Genomic DNA, 17034 nt, shown 5'->3' with positions numbered 1-17034 from the left:
CGCGGCTCGACCGCTAACCGATCGCCATCAGGCTGGCGTTGCCGCCGGCGGCGGCGGTGTTGACGCTCCGCGACACCTCTTCGAACAAATACGCGCGCGAATAGGGCGCGACATGGACCTGCACGATGCGACCCGGCCGGTCGGCCATCCGGCGGGTGAGGTCCAATAGGGCCCCTTCGCTACCGGCGAACAGGACGGCCGCAATCTCCTCGGCTTCGCCGGAGGCGACGCGATTGCCGGTCGCCCGCACGACCTCGTGCTGCGCCCGGAGCTCTGCGGGATCCGACGCAACGCACAGGATCGCGCCCTTGGGACGAAGGGCGTAGCTGTTGCGTTCGCCAACCGGCCCGACGAGTTCGCCCGTCGCAACCTCGGTGGCCGGTCCCCCCGTCAAAAGGCGGCGGACATAGAGCGGCCCGCCCGCCTTCGGCCCGGTGCCCGACAGGCCGTGCCCGCCGAACGGCTGCACGCCGACGACGGCGCCGATCATGTTGCGGTTGACGTATTGATTGCCGGCGGCGCTCGCCGCCGTCGCCCGGTCGATCGTCTCGTCGATGCGGCTGTGCACGCCGAAGGTCAGGCCGAAGCCGGTCGCGTTGACCGCGTGGATCACCCGCTCCATCTCCTCGCGGGGATAGCGCAGGAGGTGCAGCACCGGGCCGAAGACCTCGCCCGGCAGGTCCGGGAGAGCGCCGATCTCGATCAGGGTCGGCGGCACGAACGTCCCTCGCGCCGCTTCGTCGGGAAGCGCCACCTGGTGGACGCGATGGCCGGCCGCGCGCATGCGCTCGACATGGTCGAGCACGCGCTTCTGCGCCTCGGTCGAGATGACGGGACCGACATCGACCGACAGCCGGTCCGGATTGCCGATCCCCAGCTCCGCCATCGCGCCCTGCAGCATCGGCACGACCCTGCCCGCAATGTCGTCCTGCAGGCAGAGCACGCGCAACGCCGAGCAGCGCTGGCCGGCCGAGTCGAACGCCGACGCGAGTACGTCGATCACCAGTTGCTCGGGCAGCGCGGAGGAATCCGCCACCAGCGCGTTCTGGCCGCCGGTCTCGGCGATCAGGGGCACCGGCCTGCCATCGGCGCCGAGACGGCGCGCCAGGGTGCGGTTGATCGATTCCGCCGCCTCGGTCGAGCCGGTGAAGACCACGCCCGCCACCACCGGATTGGTGACCAGCCGCTTGCCGATCTCGCCGTCGCCCGGCAGGAACTGCAGCACGGCGCGCGGGACGCCGGCCTCGTGCAGCATGTCCACCGCGAGGGCGGCGATCAGCGGCGTCTCTTCCGCCGGCTTGGCGATCACGGCATTGCCCGCCGCCAGCGCGCCCGCGACCTGTCCGGTGAAGATCGAAAGCGGAAAATTCCACGGGCTGATGCAGGCGACGACACCCAGCGGCCGGTGAGTCTCGTTGTCCAATCCTTCGACACCGTTCGCGTAGTAGCGCAAGAAATCGACCGCCTCGCGGACCTCGCCCACCGCGTTGCCCAGCGTCTTGCCGGCCTCGCGCACGATCGGCCCCAGCAGCGCCTGCAGGCGCTCTTCCAGGAGATCGGCCGCACGACGCAGGGTCGCCGCGCGCTCGGCCGGCGGCGCCGACCACGGCACGGCCTTCGCGCAGGCTTCATCCACCAGGTCCGGGATGGCGTCGACGACGGTGCCCACGACATCGCCCCTGTCCGCGGGATTGCGCACCTCTCGCGCGGTGCCGTCGCGCGGACCGTCGGCCAGGGCCGGCTTTGCGCGCAGCAGAGTCGAGGCACCGGCAACAAGCTCACGCGCCAGCGAGGCGAGCACGCTTTCGTTGACCAGATCGAGACCTCGCGAATTGGCCCGCTGTGGCCCGAACAGGTCGCGTGGCAGCGCGATGAGCGGATGCGGTGCGCCGACCGGTGAGAGGGCCCGGGCGCGTTCGACCGGATCGGCCAGCAGGGTCTCGATTGCCAGGTCGGGATCGGCGACCTGGTTCACGAAGGAGGTGTTCGCACCGTTCTCCAGGAGCCGGCGCACCAGATACGCCAGCAGCGTCTCATGTGTGCCGACGGGCGCATAGATGCGGCATGGCCGGTTGAGCTTTTCGCGACCGACGACTTCCTCGTAGAGCGGCTCGCCCATGCCATGCAGGCACTGGAACTCGTACTGGCCGGCATAGAAATTCTCGCCCGCCATCGCGTGGATCGACGCCAGGGTCAGCGCATTGTGCGTGGCGAATTGTGGGAAGGCCGCATCCGGCGCGGCCAGCAGCTTGCGGGCGCAGGCGAGATAGGAGACGTCGGTGTGGATCTTGCGGGTGAAGACCGGGAAATCCTCCAGCCCGTCGACCTGCGCGCGTTTGATCTCGCTATCCCAGTAGGCCCCTTTGACCAGCCGGATCATCAGCCGGTGGCGGCTGCGACGGCCGAGATCGATCAGATGGTCAATCACGAAGGCGGCGCGCTTCTTGTAGGCCTGAACCACGAAGCCGATGCCGTTCCAGCCTTCGAGCGCGGGCTCGAAGCAGAGCCTCTCCAGCAGGTCGAGGGAGAGTTCGAGCCGGTCCGCCTCCTCGGCATCGATGTTGAGGCCGATGTCGTAGCGGCGCGCCAGCACCGCGAGATCGCGCAGGCGTGGATAGAGTTCGGCATGGACGCGCTCGACCTGCGAACGGCTGTAGCGCGGATGCAGCGCCGAGAGCTTGAGTGAGATGCCGGCGCCCTCGTAGATGCCGCGCCCGGCCGATGCCTTGCCGATGGCGTGGATCGCCCGCTCGTAGGCCTGGCGGTAATGCTCGGTCTGGGCGGCGGTGATCGCCGCCTCGCCCAGCATGTCGTAGGAATAGCGGAAGCCCTCTTCCTCGAAGCGGCGGCCATTGGCCAGCGCCTCCTCGATCGTCTGGCCGGCGACGAACTGTTCGCCCATCAGGCGCATGGCGATGTTCACGCCGCCCCGGATCAGCGGTTCGCCACCCCTGGCGATCAGCCGCGCCAGCGCGGCCGACAGGCTGTTCTCGCTGCTGGTCGCCGTTAGCCGGCCGGTCAGCATCAGGCCCCAGGTCGCGGCGTTCACGAACAGCGACGGGCTGCGTCCGAGATGGGCGCGCCAGTCGCCGCCGCCGATCTTGTCGCGGATCAGCGCGTCGCGCGTCTCGTCGTCGGGAATGCGCAGCAGCGCCTCCGCGAGGCACATCAGCGCCACACCCTCCTGACTGGAGAGCGCATATTCGTGGATCAGCCCCTCGACGCCGCCCGCCGGCACCTTGGCGCGCAACGCTTCGACCAGTCGCTGCGCCAGCGCACGCGCCTTGGCCGTCGCGGACGGGCTCAGGGTCGCGAGATCGAGCAGCGGCGGCACACACTCGGGTTCCGGCCGGCGATAGGCCGCCGTGATGGCGGCCCGCAACGGCGACAGCGGTCGCAGCGAATGGGCGAAGGCTTCGAATGGCGCGGTCATGTCTGCGAAAGCCTACTTGTACGAAGAGACCTCAATCAGGTTGCCGTCGGGATCGCGGCAATAGACCGAGACGATCGTGCCCATCGCGCCACTCTTTTCAGCGGGACCCACCTCGATCTCGACGCCACAGCTCCTGAAATGATCGGCCACCGCCTGCGGCATCGACTGCGTCAGGAAACACAGATCGTCGCTGCCCGGCGCCACCGTCCTGCCGGTGAACCATTGCTTCTGTGTGGCGGTCTCGGGGCGGAGGTTGATCTTCTGGCGGCCGAAGTGCATCGACGTGACGCGATGACCGGGCCGGGGCTCGGTGGTCTTACGCGTCATGCCCAGCACGCGCTCGTACCAGGCCGCCGCGACTTCGACGTCGCGCACGTTCATGACAAGATGGTCCAGAGCCTCGACAACGACAGCCATTGCACGCTCCTCAATTGACGAGTCTCAGAGTGAACCCGCCCCTCCTTCCCGTCCATCCACCGGCGCGCTAACAGGGTTCGATGGAGCCACTTCCCGTCGACGAGGCGCTGCCGCGTCTCAAGGCCGCGCTGGTGGCCAGCAATGCAGCCGTGCTTGTGGCGCCGCCGGGCGCCGGCAAGACCACGCGCGTGCCGCTGGCGCTGCTCGACGCGCCCTGGCTCGGCGGCCGCAGGATCGTGATGCAGGAGCCGCGACGGCTCGCCGCGCGCGCTGCCGCCCGCCGCATGGCCGCGAGCCTGGGCGAGGCGGTCGGCGAGACCGTGGGCTATCGCGTGCGCTTCGATGCCAAGGTCGGGCCGCGCACCCGCATCGAGGTCGTCACCGATGGATTGTTCCTGCGCCTGCTGCAGGACGACCCGTCGCTAGAGTCCGTGGGCTGCGTGATCTTCGACGAGTTGCACGAGCGCGGCCTCGAAACCGACCTGTCCTTTGCCTTGGTGCGCGAGGCGCAGAGCGCGCTGCGCGAGGATCTGCGCGTCGTGGCCATGTCGGCGACGCTCGATCCCGGCCCGGTGTCGGCGCGGCTGGGCGGTGCCGAGGTGATCGAGAGTGCGGGCCGCATGTTCCCGGTCGACACGCGCTATCTCGATCGCGACTCGGCCGGCCGCATCGAGGACGGCGTTGCTGCTGCCGTGCGCCGCGCGCTGGCCGAGGAAACCGGCAGCGCGCTCGTGTTCCTGCCGGGCGTCGGCGAAATCCGCCGGGTCGAGGAGCGGCTGCAGGGCATCGGCGCCAACGTCGACGTGGCGCCGCTCTACGGCGACCTGTCGCCCGCCGACCAGGACCGCGCCATCGCGCCCTCGCCGCCGGGCCGGCGCAAGGTCGTGCTGGCGACCTCGATCGCGGAGACCAGCCTCACCATCGAGGGCGTGCGCATCGTGATCGACAGCGGCCAGATGCGTGTGCCGAAGTTCTCGCCGCGCTCGGGCATGACGCGGCTCGAAACCGTGCGCGTCAGCCAGGCCTCGGCCGACCAGCGGCGCGGCCGCGCGGGACGCCTCGAACCCGGCATCTGCTATCGCCTGTGGCCGGAGCAGGCACAGCGCGGGCTGCTGCCCTTCACACCGCCCGAGATCCTCGACGCCGACCTGGCGCCGCTGGCGCTGGAGTTGGCCGCTTGGGGCACCAGCGATGCCGCGAGCCTGCCGTGGCTGACGCCGCCGCCCGCCGCTGCGCTCGCCACGGCGCGGGCGCTGCTGGCCGATCTCGGCGCGATCGACGGCACTGGCGCGATCACCGCCCATGGCCACGCCATGGCGCGCATCGGCCAGCATCCGCGCATCGCCCATCTCGTGCTCAAGGGCCGCGAGCTGGGGCAAGGCAAGGTCGCCGCCCTGCTGGCCGCAATTCTGGGCGAACGCGATTTCCTGCGCCTGCCGCCGGGCCAGCGCGACGCCGATCTCCGGCACCGGGTCGACATCGCGTTGAGCGGCCGGCGCGACGGCACGTTGCGCCTGATCCAGGAGGCGGCACGACGCCTGATGCCGCGCGGCGGCAATGACGAACGCGCCGACATCGCCATGACGGGTCCGCTGCTGGCACTGGCCTATCCCGACCGGATCGGGCGCCGCCGGCCAGGCACCGCCGGGCGCTACCTCCTGTCGGGCGGCCGCGGTGCCGCGCTGCCCGAAGGCGATCCGATGGCCAACGAGGAGTTCCTCGTCGTCGCCGACCTCGATGGATCGGCACAGGAATCGCGCATCTTCCTGGCAGCTCCGATTACCGCCGCCGAGATCGAAGACCTCTACGCCGACCGCATCGTCGACGAGCAGCTCGTGCAGTGGAGCGGGCGCGACGGCGCGGTGCTGGCGCGGCGGCGTCGCCGGCTGGGCGCGCTCGCGCTGGAAGACAAGCCGCTCACCAGGCCCGATCCCGACAAGGTGCAGGCCGCCATGCTCGACGGCGTGCGCCAGCTCGGGCTCGGCGCCCTGCCCTGGAGCGACGACCTCGTGCGCTGGCGCGAGCGCATCGGCTTCCTGCGCCGCCATGCCGGCGAGGACTGGCCCGATCTTTCTGACGCGGTGCTGCTCGCGTCGCTGACCGACTGGCTCGGCCCCTCTCTCGATGGCGTGTCGCGCAAGGATCATCTCGGGCGCATCGATCTCGCCGCGGCGCTCAAGGCGTTGGTGCCGTGGGAGAAGCAGCGCGAGGTCGAGCGGCTGGTGCCGACGCACGTCGAAGTGCCGAGCGGATCGCGGGTGGCCATCGACTATGCCAATCCCGACGAGCCGACGCTGTCGGTCCGCCTGCAGGAGATGTTCGGGCTCACCGAGACGCCGCGCATTGCCGGCGGCAAGGTGCCGCTGACCATCCACCTGCTCTCGCCGGCGCGCCGGCCGGTCCAGGTGACGCGCGATCTCGCGAGCTTCTGGACCAATGGTTACAAAGCCGTGAAATCCGAACTCAAGGGCCGCTACCCGCGCCACTACTGGCCGGACGATCCGCTGGTTGCCGAGCCCACGGCAAGGGCGCGCCCCCGACCGCGCTAAGCGCTACCGCGTCTCGATCACCCGCGACAGCAGGCGCCGCATCAGCGGCATCAGGAACAGCATGGTCGGGAAGGCGACCATCCAGGACGCCATCCATGATTCCATCCAGCGGGCGGTCATGCCCGTTTCGAATCCGATCGCCCGGATCGTGGCGATTCCGGAAACGATGAAGGTCATGACGAAGGTCAGCGCCAGTGGCATGGCGATGTGCATCGTTCGGGCGGGGAGTTTCTTCACGGCGGGCCGGACAATATGGTACGGGCTTGGACCTCGTCCATCCCCGTTGCGGAAGCCCTCCCCCATGTCCCTCGCCCTCCCGTTCCAGACCGCCAAGCAGCTCGCCGCTGCGGTCCGGAAGAAGAAGATCGGCTGCCTCGAACTGCTCGACCTCTACCTGAAGCGGGTCGAGGCCTATAATCCCGAGCTGAACGCCATCATCGCGACCGACATCGAGGGCGCCCGCAAGCGTGCCAAGGCGGCGGACCGCGCGGTCAAGGCCGGCAAGAAGCTGGGACCGCTGCACGGCGTGCCGATGACGATCAAGGAATCCTTCGACGTCGCGGGTTTGCCCACCACCTGGGGTGATCCCGCCTTCAAGGACACGGTCGCGACCCAGAATTCACTGGTCACGCAGCGCATGATGGATGCCGGCGTCACCTTGTTCGGCAAGACCAACGTGCCGCTGAACCTCGCCGACTGGCAGAGCTACAACGAGGTCTACGGTTCGACCAACAATCCCTGGGATCTCGGCCGGACTCCCGGCGGCTCCTCGGGCGGCTCGGGCGCGGCGCTGGCCGCCGGCCTCACCGGCATCGAGGCCGGCAGCGACATCGGCGCCTCGATCCGCAACCCCGCCCATTATTGCGGCGTGTGGGGCCATAAGCCAAGCTGGGGCGTCGTCTCGCCGAAGGGACATGCCCTCGCGGGCGCGGTCGCTTACGGCGATATCGGCGTGGTCGGCCCGCTGGCCCGTGGCGCTGAGGATCTCGAGATCGCGCTCACTGCGATGGCCGGTCCCGACGCGATCGACGGCCGCGGCTGGACGCTCACGCTGCCGCGTTCGAAGAAGACCAAGCTGCGCGACTTCAAGGTGGCGGTGCTGCTGACCGACCCGAACGCCGAGGTCGACGATTCGGTGCAGGAGCAGATTTCCAGGCTCGCGTCGTTCCTCGCCAAGAACAAGGTGAAGGTGAACGACAAGGCGCGGCCGGAAATCGACACGGTCGAGCTGAACGACGTCTACATCCGCCTGCTGCGGGCGGCGACGTCGGGCCGCATGAGCGACGCTGTCCACGAGCAGGCCGTCAAGGACGCGGCCAGCCTGCCCGCCTCCGACATGAGCTACTTCGCGCAGATGCAGCGGGGCAACTCGCTGTCGCATCGTGCCTGGCTGGGGCTGAACGAGAAGCGCCACAGGATGCGGCTCGCCTGGGATGCGTTCTTCCAGGACTACGACCTGATGCTCTGCCCGGTCGCCGTGACCGCGGCCTTCCCGCACGATCAGGCGGGCCTGCGCCACAAGCGCACGATCGTCGTGAACAACAAGCAGGTGCCGGTGGTCGACCAGATCTTCTGGGCGGGCTACTCGGGCGTCACCTGGATGCCGTCGACCGCCGCCCCGATCGGCCAGAGCAAGGAAGGCCTGCCGATCGGCGTGCAGATCATCGGCCGGCAGTATGGCGACTACGAGTGCATCCAGTTCGCCAAGCTGCTCGAGAAGGAATATCGCGGCTTCGTGCCGCCGCCGGCCTATAGCTGAGCTCAGGAGCCAGAATGTCCACGGATATCGATCTCAAGAACCACATTCGCTCGATCCCCGACTTTCCCAAGCCGGGTATCCTCTTCTACGACATCTCGACGCTGCTGGCGCATGCCAAGGCCTGGCATACGGCCATCGAACGGCTCGCCGACCTGATCCGCCCGCACAAGCCCGACATGCTGGCGGGAATCGAATCGCGCGGCTTCCTCCTGGCCGCGCCGCTCGCGCTCGCGCTCGGCACCGGCTTCGTGATGATGCGCAAGCAGGGCAAGCTGCCCGGCACGACGGTGCGCCACACCTATGCGCTGGAATACGGAACCGACACGATCGAGATCCAGCAGGATGCCGTGCGCAAGGGCGCGCGAGTCGTGCTGGTCGACGATCTGCTGGCAACCGGCGGGACCATGTCGGCCGCCGTGAACCTGCTGGAAACTGTCGGCGCCGTGGTGCCGGCGACCGCCGTCATCATCGAGCTCACCTTCCTGGAAGGCCGCAAGAGACTGACACCGCCGGTCGAAACGCTGCTGCAGTACGACAGCTAGAGACCTCATCCTGAGGAGCCGCGCAGAGCGCGGCGTCTCGAAGGATGGGCAACAGACGTGGTGCTCGTTCCCACCCTTCGAGACGCGGTCCTGCGGACCGCTCCTCAGCGACTGTGTCTGAGGTCAAGCGTTTTGCCATGGTGTCCTGTCTCTGAGGATGGCGTTGAGGATGACAAGAAGTTTGCGGGCGACGGCGATGGTGGCGACCATCTTGGTCTTACCGGCGGCGATGAGGCGCTCGTAGAAGGTTTTCAAGGGTGGGTTCCAGCGCTTGGCGACTTGGGCGCCAATGAAGAGGGCCGTTCGGACCACCGCCCGTCCGCCCCCGATGCGGGCCTTGCCCTTCCAGAGACCGGACTGGCGTGTGTAGGGAGCCAGGCCGGCAAGCGCTGCAATTTTTTTATGATCGAGCCGCCCCAACTCGGGCAGTTCGGCCAGCAAGGTCCTGGCGATGATCGAGCCAATGCCTGGCACCGATGCCAGCAGGTCTTCCTTCTCCCGCCACAGCGGTGAACCGCGCACGGCGCCATCGATGTCATGGTCGATAGTGCCGAGTTCGCGCTCAAGAGCCTTCAACAATCGCTCGATGCTCTTGCGCACGCGCGGCGGCTCGGTGCGATACAGGCGCTGACGTTCGGACGCAATCATCTCGACGATCTGGCGCCGGCGCGCCATCAGATCGGAAAGCAGGCGAGCGGCCCCATCGGGCAGCAGCCGGATCTGGGGCCGGGTGGCCTCGGCGAAGCGGGCGATGACCGACGCGTCGATCGGATCGGTCTTGGCACGCTGTCCCAGCGCCTGGGCAAAGGCCCGGACCTGTGCCGGATTGACGATCACCACAGGCATGCCGTGGTCCGAGAGGGTCGCGGCGACGAGGGTCTCGTAGCCGCCAGTGGCTTCGACCGCCACGAGGTCCACCGTGTCGCCCAGGCGGCGGCACAGCTCGACGAGGCCTGTTGCGTCGCGGGAAACCGCAAAGGCCTCCTGCGACGGCAGGACATGCACATCCAGTCGGTCCTTCGACACGTCGATGCCGACAATGCGACGGTGTTCCATGGCAACCCTTCCTTGCGAAAGCGAGCTCGCGATGCGGCCCACGCGACTGTTCGGGTTCGCTGGAACGACGGACGGGCGACCTTGCTGAGGAACGAGCTTCGACGCCCCGGGGTGAGTCGGTCTACCCGCCGCCACCGCGCCGGCTAGTCTAGCCGATCCGGCAGACGCCGACTTACAAGGGTGAGGTCATTGTTGTCCGACATGCTTTCCGCGCTGCCGCCAAACCGGCTACGATACGGGCCGGAGGAAATGCATGTTCTCAGTGTCCGAGTGCTTCTCTGATACCTATGCCGAGGCGCGCGCGACGTTCTGCGCCGCCGCCGCCGAGGCCGGGGGCGCGCTGCGGTCCTGGCTCAATCCGAAGGCACGCGGTCCCAACGGCGAGACTCTCTTTCTCGACACGGCACGCTTCGGGCCGGCCGACGCCGCGAACATGCTGGTGCTGATCGCCGGCACGCACGGCGTCGAGGGCCATTGCGGATCGGGGGCCGAGATCGCGTGGATGCGCTCGGGTGGCGCCGCGAAGCTGCCGCCAGATACCGGCGCGCTGCTGATCCATGCGCTCAATCCCTATGGCTTCGCGTGGACGCGCCGCGTCACCGAGGACAATGTCGATCTCAATCGCAACTTCGTCGATCACGACAAGGGCTATCCGGCGAACGACGGCTATCTCGAGATCGCCAACGCGGTCCTGCCGGTCGAGTGGAACGAGGCGAGCGCCGCCGAGACCGATCGCGTGTTCGCGGCCTATGCCCAGAAGCACGGCGCCTTCGGCCTGCAGAGCGCGATCAGCGGCGGCCAGTACACGCACCCCGACGGGATCTTCTTCGGGGGCAACACGCCCACCTGGAGCAATCGCACGATCCGCGCCATCGCCCGCGAGGAGCTGTCGCAGGCCAGGCGAGTCGGCATCATCGATTTCCACACCGGCCTCGGCCCGTTCGGCCATGGCGAACTGATCTGTGCGGTGTCGCCCGCCGCCAAGTCGTTCGGCCGTGCCAAGGCCTGGTACGGCGACGAGATGACCTCGCCCGAAGGCGGCACCTCGACCTCGGCGGTGGTCGTGGGCGTCATGACCGATGCCTTCCCGCAGGAACTGCCCGATGCCGAGGTGACGCCGGTCGCGCTGGAATACGGCACCTACACGGTCCCGGAAGTGCTGGGCGCGGTGCGCGCCGACAACTGGCTGCATCATCGCGGCGACCTCGGCTCGGCGCAGGGCCGCGCCCTGAAGGCCGACATGAAGGAGCGCTTCTTCCCGGCCGGCGACAAATGGCGGGAGATGGTGTGGGCGCGTGCCGACCAGACGATCGGCTGGGCGCTGAAGGGCATGACCGGGGGATGAGCCTCGCCGTGCCGAGCGAGGACACCGCCCGGCTGCGTCTGCAGAAGGTATTGCAGCAGACCCCGCTGTTCGCCGACCTCGCCCCCGACGCCCTGGCCGCTGTCGAGCACCAGCTGACCTTGCTGGTGCTGCCGGGCGGCGCGCCGCTGTTCCGCCAGGGCGAACCGGCCGACGCCGTCTATGTCGTGACGAGCGGCTCCCTCGGGGTCTTTCGTCATTACGAGGCCGGCGATTCCCGCGAGCCCCTGCTGATCGCGGAAATCCCGCCGGGCAATCTCGTCGGCGAGATGTCGCTGCTGTCGCAGGGCAAGCGCACGCGCAGCGTCGCGGCGCTGCGCGACAGCGAGGTCTGGCGGCTGCCGCAGACCAGCTTCCACGCCCTCACCTCCAACCACCCCGAGGTGCTGCCGGCGCTGATGCGCAGCGTCGTGGCGCGCAATGCGCAGGACGCAGGCGGCGGACGCCGCCAGTCGCGCACCTTCGCGCTGCTGCCGAGCGGCCCCGACGTGCCCTCGGCGCGGTTCGCGGTGATGCTGGCCAATGCGCTCGGGCGCATCGGCACCCAGGTGCAGATGCTGGGATCGGAATCGCTCGACCAGGAGCCCGAGTGGTTCGCGCGCTGCGAGATGGAATCGTCGTTCGTGCTCTACCGCGCCGATCCGACCCTGACGCCGTGGACCGAGCTTTGCCTGCGCCAGGCCGATTGCCTGGTCGTGATCCGCAATGCCGACAACGATGCGCCGACCCGGGTGCCGTTCGAGATCGAGACGGCGCAGAGCGGTGCGGTGTTCCACCGGCGCCGCGAACTGGTGCTGCTGCACGAAGGTCACGATCCGAAGGCCGGCTCGACCGCGCCGCTGCTGGCGGGCGGCCTCTACGGCAACCACCATCACGTCCGGCTCGACATCCATGCCGACATCGACCGGCTGGCCCGCACCCTCACCGGTCATGCCGTGGGCGTGGTCATGGCGGGCGGCGGCGCGCGCGCCTTCACCCATATCGGCGTGGTCAAGGCGCTGCGCGAGTGCGGCGTGCCGATCGACCTGGTGGGCGGCACCAGCATGGGGGCGATCGTCGCGGCCGGAGTCGCCTCGCGCTGGAGCGACCAGGAACTCGACGCGCGTTTCCGCCGCGCCTTCGTCGACAACAATCCGCTCAGTGACTACACGGTACCGCTGATCTCGCTGTTTGGCGGCCGCCGGGTCACGCGCCTGTTGCGCATGGCCTTCGGCGAGAAGGACATCGAGGACCTGATCCTCCCCTATTACTGCATGACCGCGAACCTCACGACCTCCCGGGCCGACATCCATACGGTCGGGCGGCTGTGGCGATGGCTGCGCGCGTCGGTGTCGATTCCCGGTGTGATGCCGCCCTTCAACGAAGCGGGCGAAGTCCATGTCGATGGCGGCGTCATCGACAATTTTCCCGTGCGCGCCATGCAGCGGCTGGGTCGCGGCCTCACCATCGGCGTCGACATCGACACCGGCGGCGCGCTGTCCGCCGGCGAGGGCGTCATGGAGCCCTGGTCGGCGTGGCAGTTCTTCCGGCGCCTCGTCTGGAAGCGGAACGAGATGCTGCCCATCCCCTCGATCGTGCGCATCCTGCTGCGCTCGGCGCTGGTCGCCAGCACCTCGCGCGCGGCCGAGGATCGTGCCGCTGCGGATCTGCTGATCGTGCCGCCGATGACCCATATCGACCTGCTCGATTGGACGAGCTTCGACGCGGCGATCGAACTCGGCTATCGCACGACGATGGAAGGTCTCGAAAAGGCCCGCACCTTGCCGGTCGGCGCGCGTCTCTTCGTATCGTGAGGAACGAACAGACAGGGGAAGGAAACGTCATGGCGGACGATTCGACGGCACGGCATCTGGCGACCCTGCAGCAGCTCAATCACCACTATGTGCGCTCGGTCGGCGAAGCCGATGTCGAATGGTTCGACCGGCATCTCTCGGACGATTTCCACAATACCAATCCCGACGGCACGTTGATCGAGCGGGCAGCGTTCCTGGCGCAGATCGGTCGCGGCTCGGCGGTGAAGGACATTCGCGAACACGATGTGAAGATCCGCCTGCTGGGCTCCTTTGCCATCATCCATGCGCGGACGAGCTACACGAAGCCCGACGGCAGCACGGGCGGCGGCTGGTACACCGACGACTGGCAATTGCGGCCGGAGGGCTGGCGCTGCGTTTCGGCCCACGTCAGCCGGTCGTGAACGTGCGCCCACCATGTCGCTGAACACGGCTGCGGACACATCGCCGGCCGCCTGGCGCGTCGTCTTCGCCTGCTTCGTGACGGCCGTGTTCGCCTGGGGCTTCGGCTTCTATGCCCACGGCATCTACCTCGTCGAACTGCAGCGCGCCCGCGGCTGGTCGACGGGTTTCATCTCATCGGTCGTGACCGCGCACTATCTGCTGGGCGCGCTGCTGCTGCCGCGAATTGCCGAAGCGATCGGCCGGTTCGGGCCGCGCGCCGTGTTCCTGGCCGGCCTCTCCACCACCACGGCCGCCCTGATGCTGCTCCCGTCGGTCACCGAACCGTGGCAGCTGATCCTGCTCTACGTCGTGATGGCGCCGGGCTGGAACGCCACCAGCGTGGCGCCGATCGCCGCCACCGTCGGGCAATGGTTCGACCGCAAGCGAGGCCTCGCGCTCAATCTCGCGCTGAGCGGCGCCACCCTCGCCGGCCTCGTCGTCACGCCCGTCCTGCTGGCCGCCATTCCGGCGCTGGGTTTTGCGACGGCCGAGCGGCTGCTGGTGGCGGTCGGCATCGTCCTGGCCGCCGGTGCCGTGGCGTTGTTCGTTCGGAGGGGCCCCCTGTCGCCCAGGCCGACGACGGTGCGGCTCCATCGGCTGGCGCCCCTGCGGGAGTGGCATTTCTGGAGCATCGCCGCGCCGTTCGCCCTCGTGCTGACATCCCAGGTCGGCTTCCTCACCCATCTCGTGCCGCTCGTGACGTCCCGCTCGGCCGCCAGCGGCGCTGCGATCGATCCGGCCCTTGCCGTCGGGATCAACGCCGTGACGGCTCTGGTCGGTCGGATCGTGCTGGGCTTGGTCATCGACCGCCTGGAGCCGCGCCGCGCCTCGGCGATCTGCTTCGTCGTGCAGGCTGGCGCCATCGCCGTGCTGGAATTTGTCGAGACGCCGCTCGCGGTGTACGGCGCCTGTGCCGCCTATGGCCTCGCCGTCGGCAATATCATCACCCTGGCGCCGATGATCGTGCAGCGCGAGTTCACGGCCGATCGGTTCCCCGCGATCGTCGCGCTCTCCACGGCGGTCATGCAGACCCTCTACGCCTTCGGGCCCGGCCTGCTCGGGGTCCTGCGCGACGCCTCGGGCGGCTACGGCGTGCCGCTGGCGGTCTGCATGGGGCTCAACCTCGCGGCCTCCGTCTTCATCCTGATGCGCAGGCGGCGCCCGGCCTAGGCCAGGAACTTCAGGCCGTTCACCACCTTGTCGACCGCTTTCCGTGGCCCGTGCACGCCGATGCCGACGAAATCCATCGCATCGACCGGGGCTGCGGCCACGGAAGCGCGATTGTCGGCGTCGTTGGTCGTGGTGAACATCGGCTCGATGTAGATGGCGGGCACCAGCTCGCGCGACAGCGCCCGCTGATGCGTCCGCCGAAGTTCTTCCAGTGTCGCGCCATAGACGAACACCGGCTCGCGGATCAGGGCTGTGTAGGCCCGGCCGCCGCCATCGCGATAGGGTTCACCCATCAGATGGGCGTGGGTGCCGGCGAGGCCGCCCGCCAGGAAAGCCGCGACATTGGCCACCTGCCAGGCGGGCATATCCTTGCGCAGCACGAGGGCTGTCTTGGTTTCGTAGATCATGCCACCGATATGGGGCATGGTGCCCCCATCGTCTTGAACGTTCGTGCATGACTCTCGACCAGATCCGCCTCGACCGACCGGCCTCCGGCTTGCAGCGTCTCGAAGGGCGCTTCGGCGGACATGCGTACGACCTGCATCGGCACGAGACCTACGGCGTCGGGCTCACGCTCTACGGCGTGCAGCAGTTCCATTACCGCGGCAGCCTGCGGGCCAGCCGGGCGCGGCAGGTGCTGGTCCTGCATCCCGACGAGGCCCATGACGGCCACGCCGGAGAGGGCGGCGCCTTCGCCTATCGCATGCTCTATCTCGATCCCGCTTCGATCTCCCAGGCCCTCGACGGCGCCAGCCCGCCCCATGTCGCGGAGGCCGTCGCGCACGATCCGGCGACCGCGAGGGTCATCGAAGAAGCCTTCGTCGACTTCCCGCAACCTCTGGAGCCATTGGCGATCGACGCCACGATCGGCCGCCTCGCCGATCTCCTGGCGCGGCGCGGCGATGGCGGCACCCGTCGCGCACGCGGCAGCGTCGCCCTTCGCGCCGTGCGGCTGGCCCGCGATTTCCTGGTGGCCGAATCCCGCCGTGTCGTGGGCTCCGACGAGTTGGAGCGCGTCAGCGGGCTCGACCGCTTCACCCTCGCCCGTCACTTCCGATCGGTGTTCGGCACCTCGCCGCATCGTTTCCAGATCGGCCGGCGACTTTTGCGTGCGCAGGCCCTGATCGTCGAGGGCATCGCGCTGTCGGAGGCCGCCGCCGCCGCGGGCTTCGCCGACCAGAGCCATCTCACGCGGCATTTCTCCGCCCGCTTCGGCGTCACGCCGGGCCGCTGGGCCGCCCTGTCGCGTCCAAGTTAGAGGGGATACCGGCCGTCGGCATCGAGGGTCTCGGCCGACCGCCAGCCGCGACGCAGGCCCGCGAGCGCGCCGGTCATCAACCGCCGGCCGATCGCCGTCCGGCAGGCGTGTTGCAGGACCAGGTCGCGCGGGATCGCAAGGAGATCGTGGTGCGACTGGAAGAACGGCGTCAGCAGGTGACTGGCAGTTCCATAGAAACGGTTGGTCGGACCGCGCCGCGCGGCGAACCGCTCCATCGCCTGCGGCACGTCGCCGGCCTCGGCAAGACTGCGGGCCAGCGCATGGGCGTCGAGCAGGCCGAGATTGGCCCCCTGGCCGAGCTGCGGGCTGGTGCCGTGCGCGGCATCGCCGACGAACAGGACCGGGCCGTCGTTCCAGCCCGGCAGGGAGACGTGCCGGTATGTCGCGCGCGCGAAATCGCCCGTGTCGAACGCGCGTTCGATGATCGGGGCCGCGTCCGGCCAGAGCGCCAGCGCCTCGTGGCGCATCGCATCGAGATCGAGCGGCTGGTCGGCTTCAAGCGTGGGCGTGGGCAGGCTCCAGAACATCGTGAGCCTGTCGGGTGCGACCGGGAGGACGCCCATCATCGACGACGTGCCGGCAAAGCGCTGCCGCAGGAGACGTATGGCGCCGAAGGCCTGGGTGTCGGGCAGGGTGGTCCAGATGCAGCCCCAGGGGTAGAGCGGCGCGCGGGCCCGCGGAAACACGCGTTGCCGCAGCGCCGAGTGCGCCCCGTCGGCGACCACCAGCAGATCGAAGGGACCGTGCCGGCGGGCCTTCCGGTCGACCGCGACCGCCCGGGCGCCGTCGCGCTCGACATCGACGATTTCGACGCCCGTGACCCGCCGGGCGGCCGATCCGAGCAGACGGCGATTGAGCAGGTCGAACAGGTCCGAACGGCGGATGCCCAGGCCGAAAGCCGCGGGATGCAGGTCCCCGTAGGCGAGGTCGATGACCCGGACGCCCCACTGGTTCTCCCCCACCAACCCGTCGATGCGGGCGCCGGTGGCAAGGGCGTCCGGCTCGAGCGCGAGGGCGCGCAGGACCGAAAGCCCGGTGGGCTGCAGCAGCAGGCCGGCCCCGACCGGATGCGGCTGCTCAAAGCGCTCCAGCACGGTGACGACATGTCCTGCGTCGGCAAGAAAGCTTGCGGCGGCTTGTCCGGCAATGCCGCAGCCCACGATACCGATCTCAAGAGACCCCAACGCCATCCACCCTCGTAGCCCTGGTACCCCATACAACGAAAAAGGGTG

14 protein-coding genes are annotated in these 17034 nt (G+C 68.9%); 8 read left to right on the top strand and 6 right to left on the bottom strand.

The features are described from left to right. Nucleotides 1-13: 13 nt before the first annotated feature. On the bottom strand, nt 14-3433 hold the full coding sequence (gene putA / locus ACQY78_RS24910) for a trifunctional transcriptional regulator/proline dehydrogenase/L-glutamate gamma-semialdehyde dehydrogenase (RefSeq protein ID WP_428680161.1): 3420 nt from the start codon (nt 3431-3433) through the stop codon (nt 14-16). Between the two features lie 12 nt (nt 3434-3445). Further along, entirely contained in the window at nt 3446-3850 is a 405-nt protein-coding gene (locus ACQY78_RS24905; protein WP_428680158.1) for a VOC family protein, read from the bottom strand. Between the two features lie 80 nt (nt 3851-3930). On the opposite strand from ACQY78_RS24905, the gene hrpB reads away from it, so the two are divergent. Further along, the gene (gene hrpB / locus ACQY78_RS24900; protein WP_428680155.1) at nt 3931-6399 is read left to right on the top strand and encodes an ATP-dependent helicase HrpB; all 2469 of its coding nucleotides are present in this window, start codon (nt 3931-3933) and stop codon (nt 6397-6399) included. 3 nt (nt 6400-6402) lie between these two features. On the opposite strand, the gene ACQY78_RS24895 is transcribed toward hrpB, so the two are convergent. Further along, nucleotides 6403-6636, bottom strand: a complete 234-nt coding sequence (locus tag ACQY78_RS24895) for a DUF2798 domain-containing protein (RefSeq protein WP_428680152.1) — start codon at nt 6634-6636, stop codon at nt 6403-6405. Nucleotides 6637-6700: 64 nt separating this feature from the next. On the opposite strand from ACQY78_RS24895, the gene ACQY78_RS24890 reads away from it, so the two are divergent. Next, entirely contained in the window at nt 6701-8158 is a 1458-nt protein-coding gene (locus tag ACQY78_RS24890) for an amidase (protein WP_428680149.1), read from the top strand. Between the two features lie 14 nt (nt 8159-8172). Continuing rightward, the gene (locus ACQY78_RS24885; RefSeq protein ID WP_428680146.1) at nt 8173-8700 is read left to right on the top strand and encodes an adenine phosphoribosyltransferase; all 528 of its coding nucleotides are present in this window, start codon (nt 8173-8175) and stop codon (nt 8698-8700) included. 123 nt (nt 8701-8823) lie between these two features. Here the strand turns inward: ACQY78_RS24885 and ACQY78_RS24880 are convergent, their stop codons facing one another. Then, nucleotides 8824-9756 (bottom strand): IS110 family transposase, encoded by a 933-nt coding sequence (locus ACQY78_RS24880; protein WP_428676352.1) that lies wholly within the window; start codon nt 9754-9756, stop codon nt 8824-8826. A gap of 253 nt (nt 9757-10009) precedes the next feature. Between ACQY78_RS24880 and ACQY78_RS24875 the strand changes: the two genes are divergently transcribed. Genes ACQY78_RS24875 through ACQY78_RS24860 form a run of 4 tightly spaced genes read left to right on the top strand, consistent with a single transcriptional unit; the run spans nt 10010 to nt 14523 of the window. Continuing rightward, nucleotides 10010-11101: a M14 family metallopeptidase gene (locus ACQY78_RS24875; protein ID WP_428680143.1), complete on the top strand. Its 1092-nt coding sequence runs from the start codon at nt 10010-10012 to the stop codon at nt 11099-11101. Then, nucleotides 11098-12912 (top strand): patatin-like phospholipase family protein, encoded by a 1815-nt coding sequence (locus tag ACQY78_RS24870; RefSeq protein ID WP_428680141.1) that lies wholly within the window; start codon nt 11098-11100, stop codon nt 12910-12912. Before ACQY78_RS24875 ends, ACQY78_RS24870 begins: the two co-directional genes overlap by 4 nt. A gap of 29 nt (nt 12913-12941) precedes the next feature. Next, complete coding sequence (locus ACQY78_RS24865) at nt 12942-13313, top strand: nuclear transport factor 2 family protein (protein ID WP_428680138.1); 372 nt, start codon at nt 12942-12944, stop codon at nt 13311-13313. Nucleotides 13314-13326: 13 nt separating this feature from the next. Continuing rightward, nucleotides 13327-14523, top strand: a complete 1197-nt coding sequence (locus ACQY78_RS24860) for an MFS transporter (protein ID WP_428680135.1) — start codon at nt 13327-13329, stop codon at nt 14521-14523. Here the strand turns inward: ACQY78_RS24860 and ACQY78_RS24855 are convergent. Further along, the gene (locus ACQY78_RS24855) at nt 14520-14948 is read right to left on the bottom strand and encodes a DUF2000 family protein (RefSeq protein WP_428680132.1); all 429 of its coding nucleotides are present in this window, start codon (nt 14946-14948) and stop codon (nt 14520-14522) included. The genes ACQY78_RS24860 and ACQY78_RS24855 overlap by 4 nt on opposite strands. Before the next feature lie 29 nt (nt 14949-14977). Between ACQY78_RS24855 and ACQY78_RS24850 the strand changes: the two genes are divergently transcribed. Then, entirely contained in the window at nt 14978-15781 is an 804-nt protein-coding gene (locus ACQY78_RS24850; RefSeq protein WP_428680129.1) for an AraC family transcriptional regulator, read from the top strand. On the opposite strand, the gene ACQY78_RS24845 is transcribed toward ACQY78_RS24850, so the two are convergent. Further along, a complete protein-coding gene (locus ACQY78_RS24845; protein ID WP_428680126.1) occupies nt 15778-16992 on the bottom strand; it encodes an FAD-dependent oxidoreductase in 1215 nt (404 codons plus the stop codon). The two genes, ACQY78_RS24850 and ACQY78_RS24845, sit on opposite strands and share 4 nt — an antisense overlap. Nucleotides 16993-17034 lie beyond the last annotated feature (42 nt).

Origin of the sequence: Reyranella sp. (assembly GCF_965279625.1) — a bacterium.
Taxonomy (GTDB): Bacteria; Pseudomonadota; Alphaproteobacteria; order Reyranellales; family Reyranellaceae; genus Reyranella.
The sequence above is the reverse complement of the archived record's forward strand: the minus strand, read 5'-3'. Positions and strand labels throughout refer to the sequence as shown.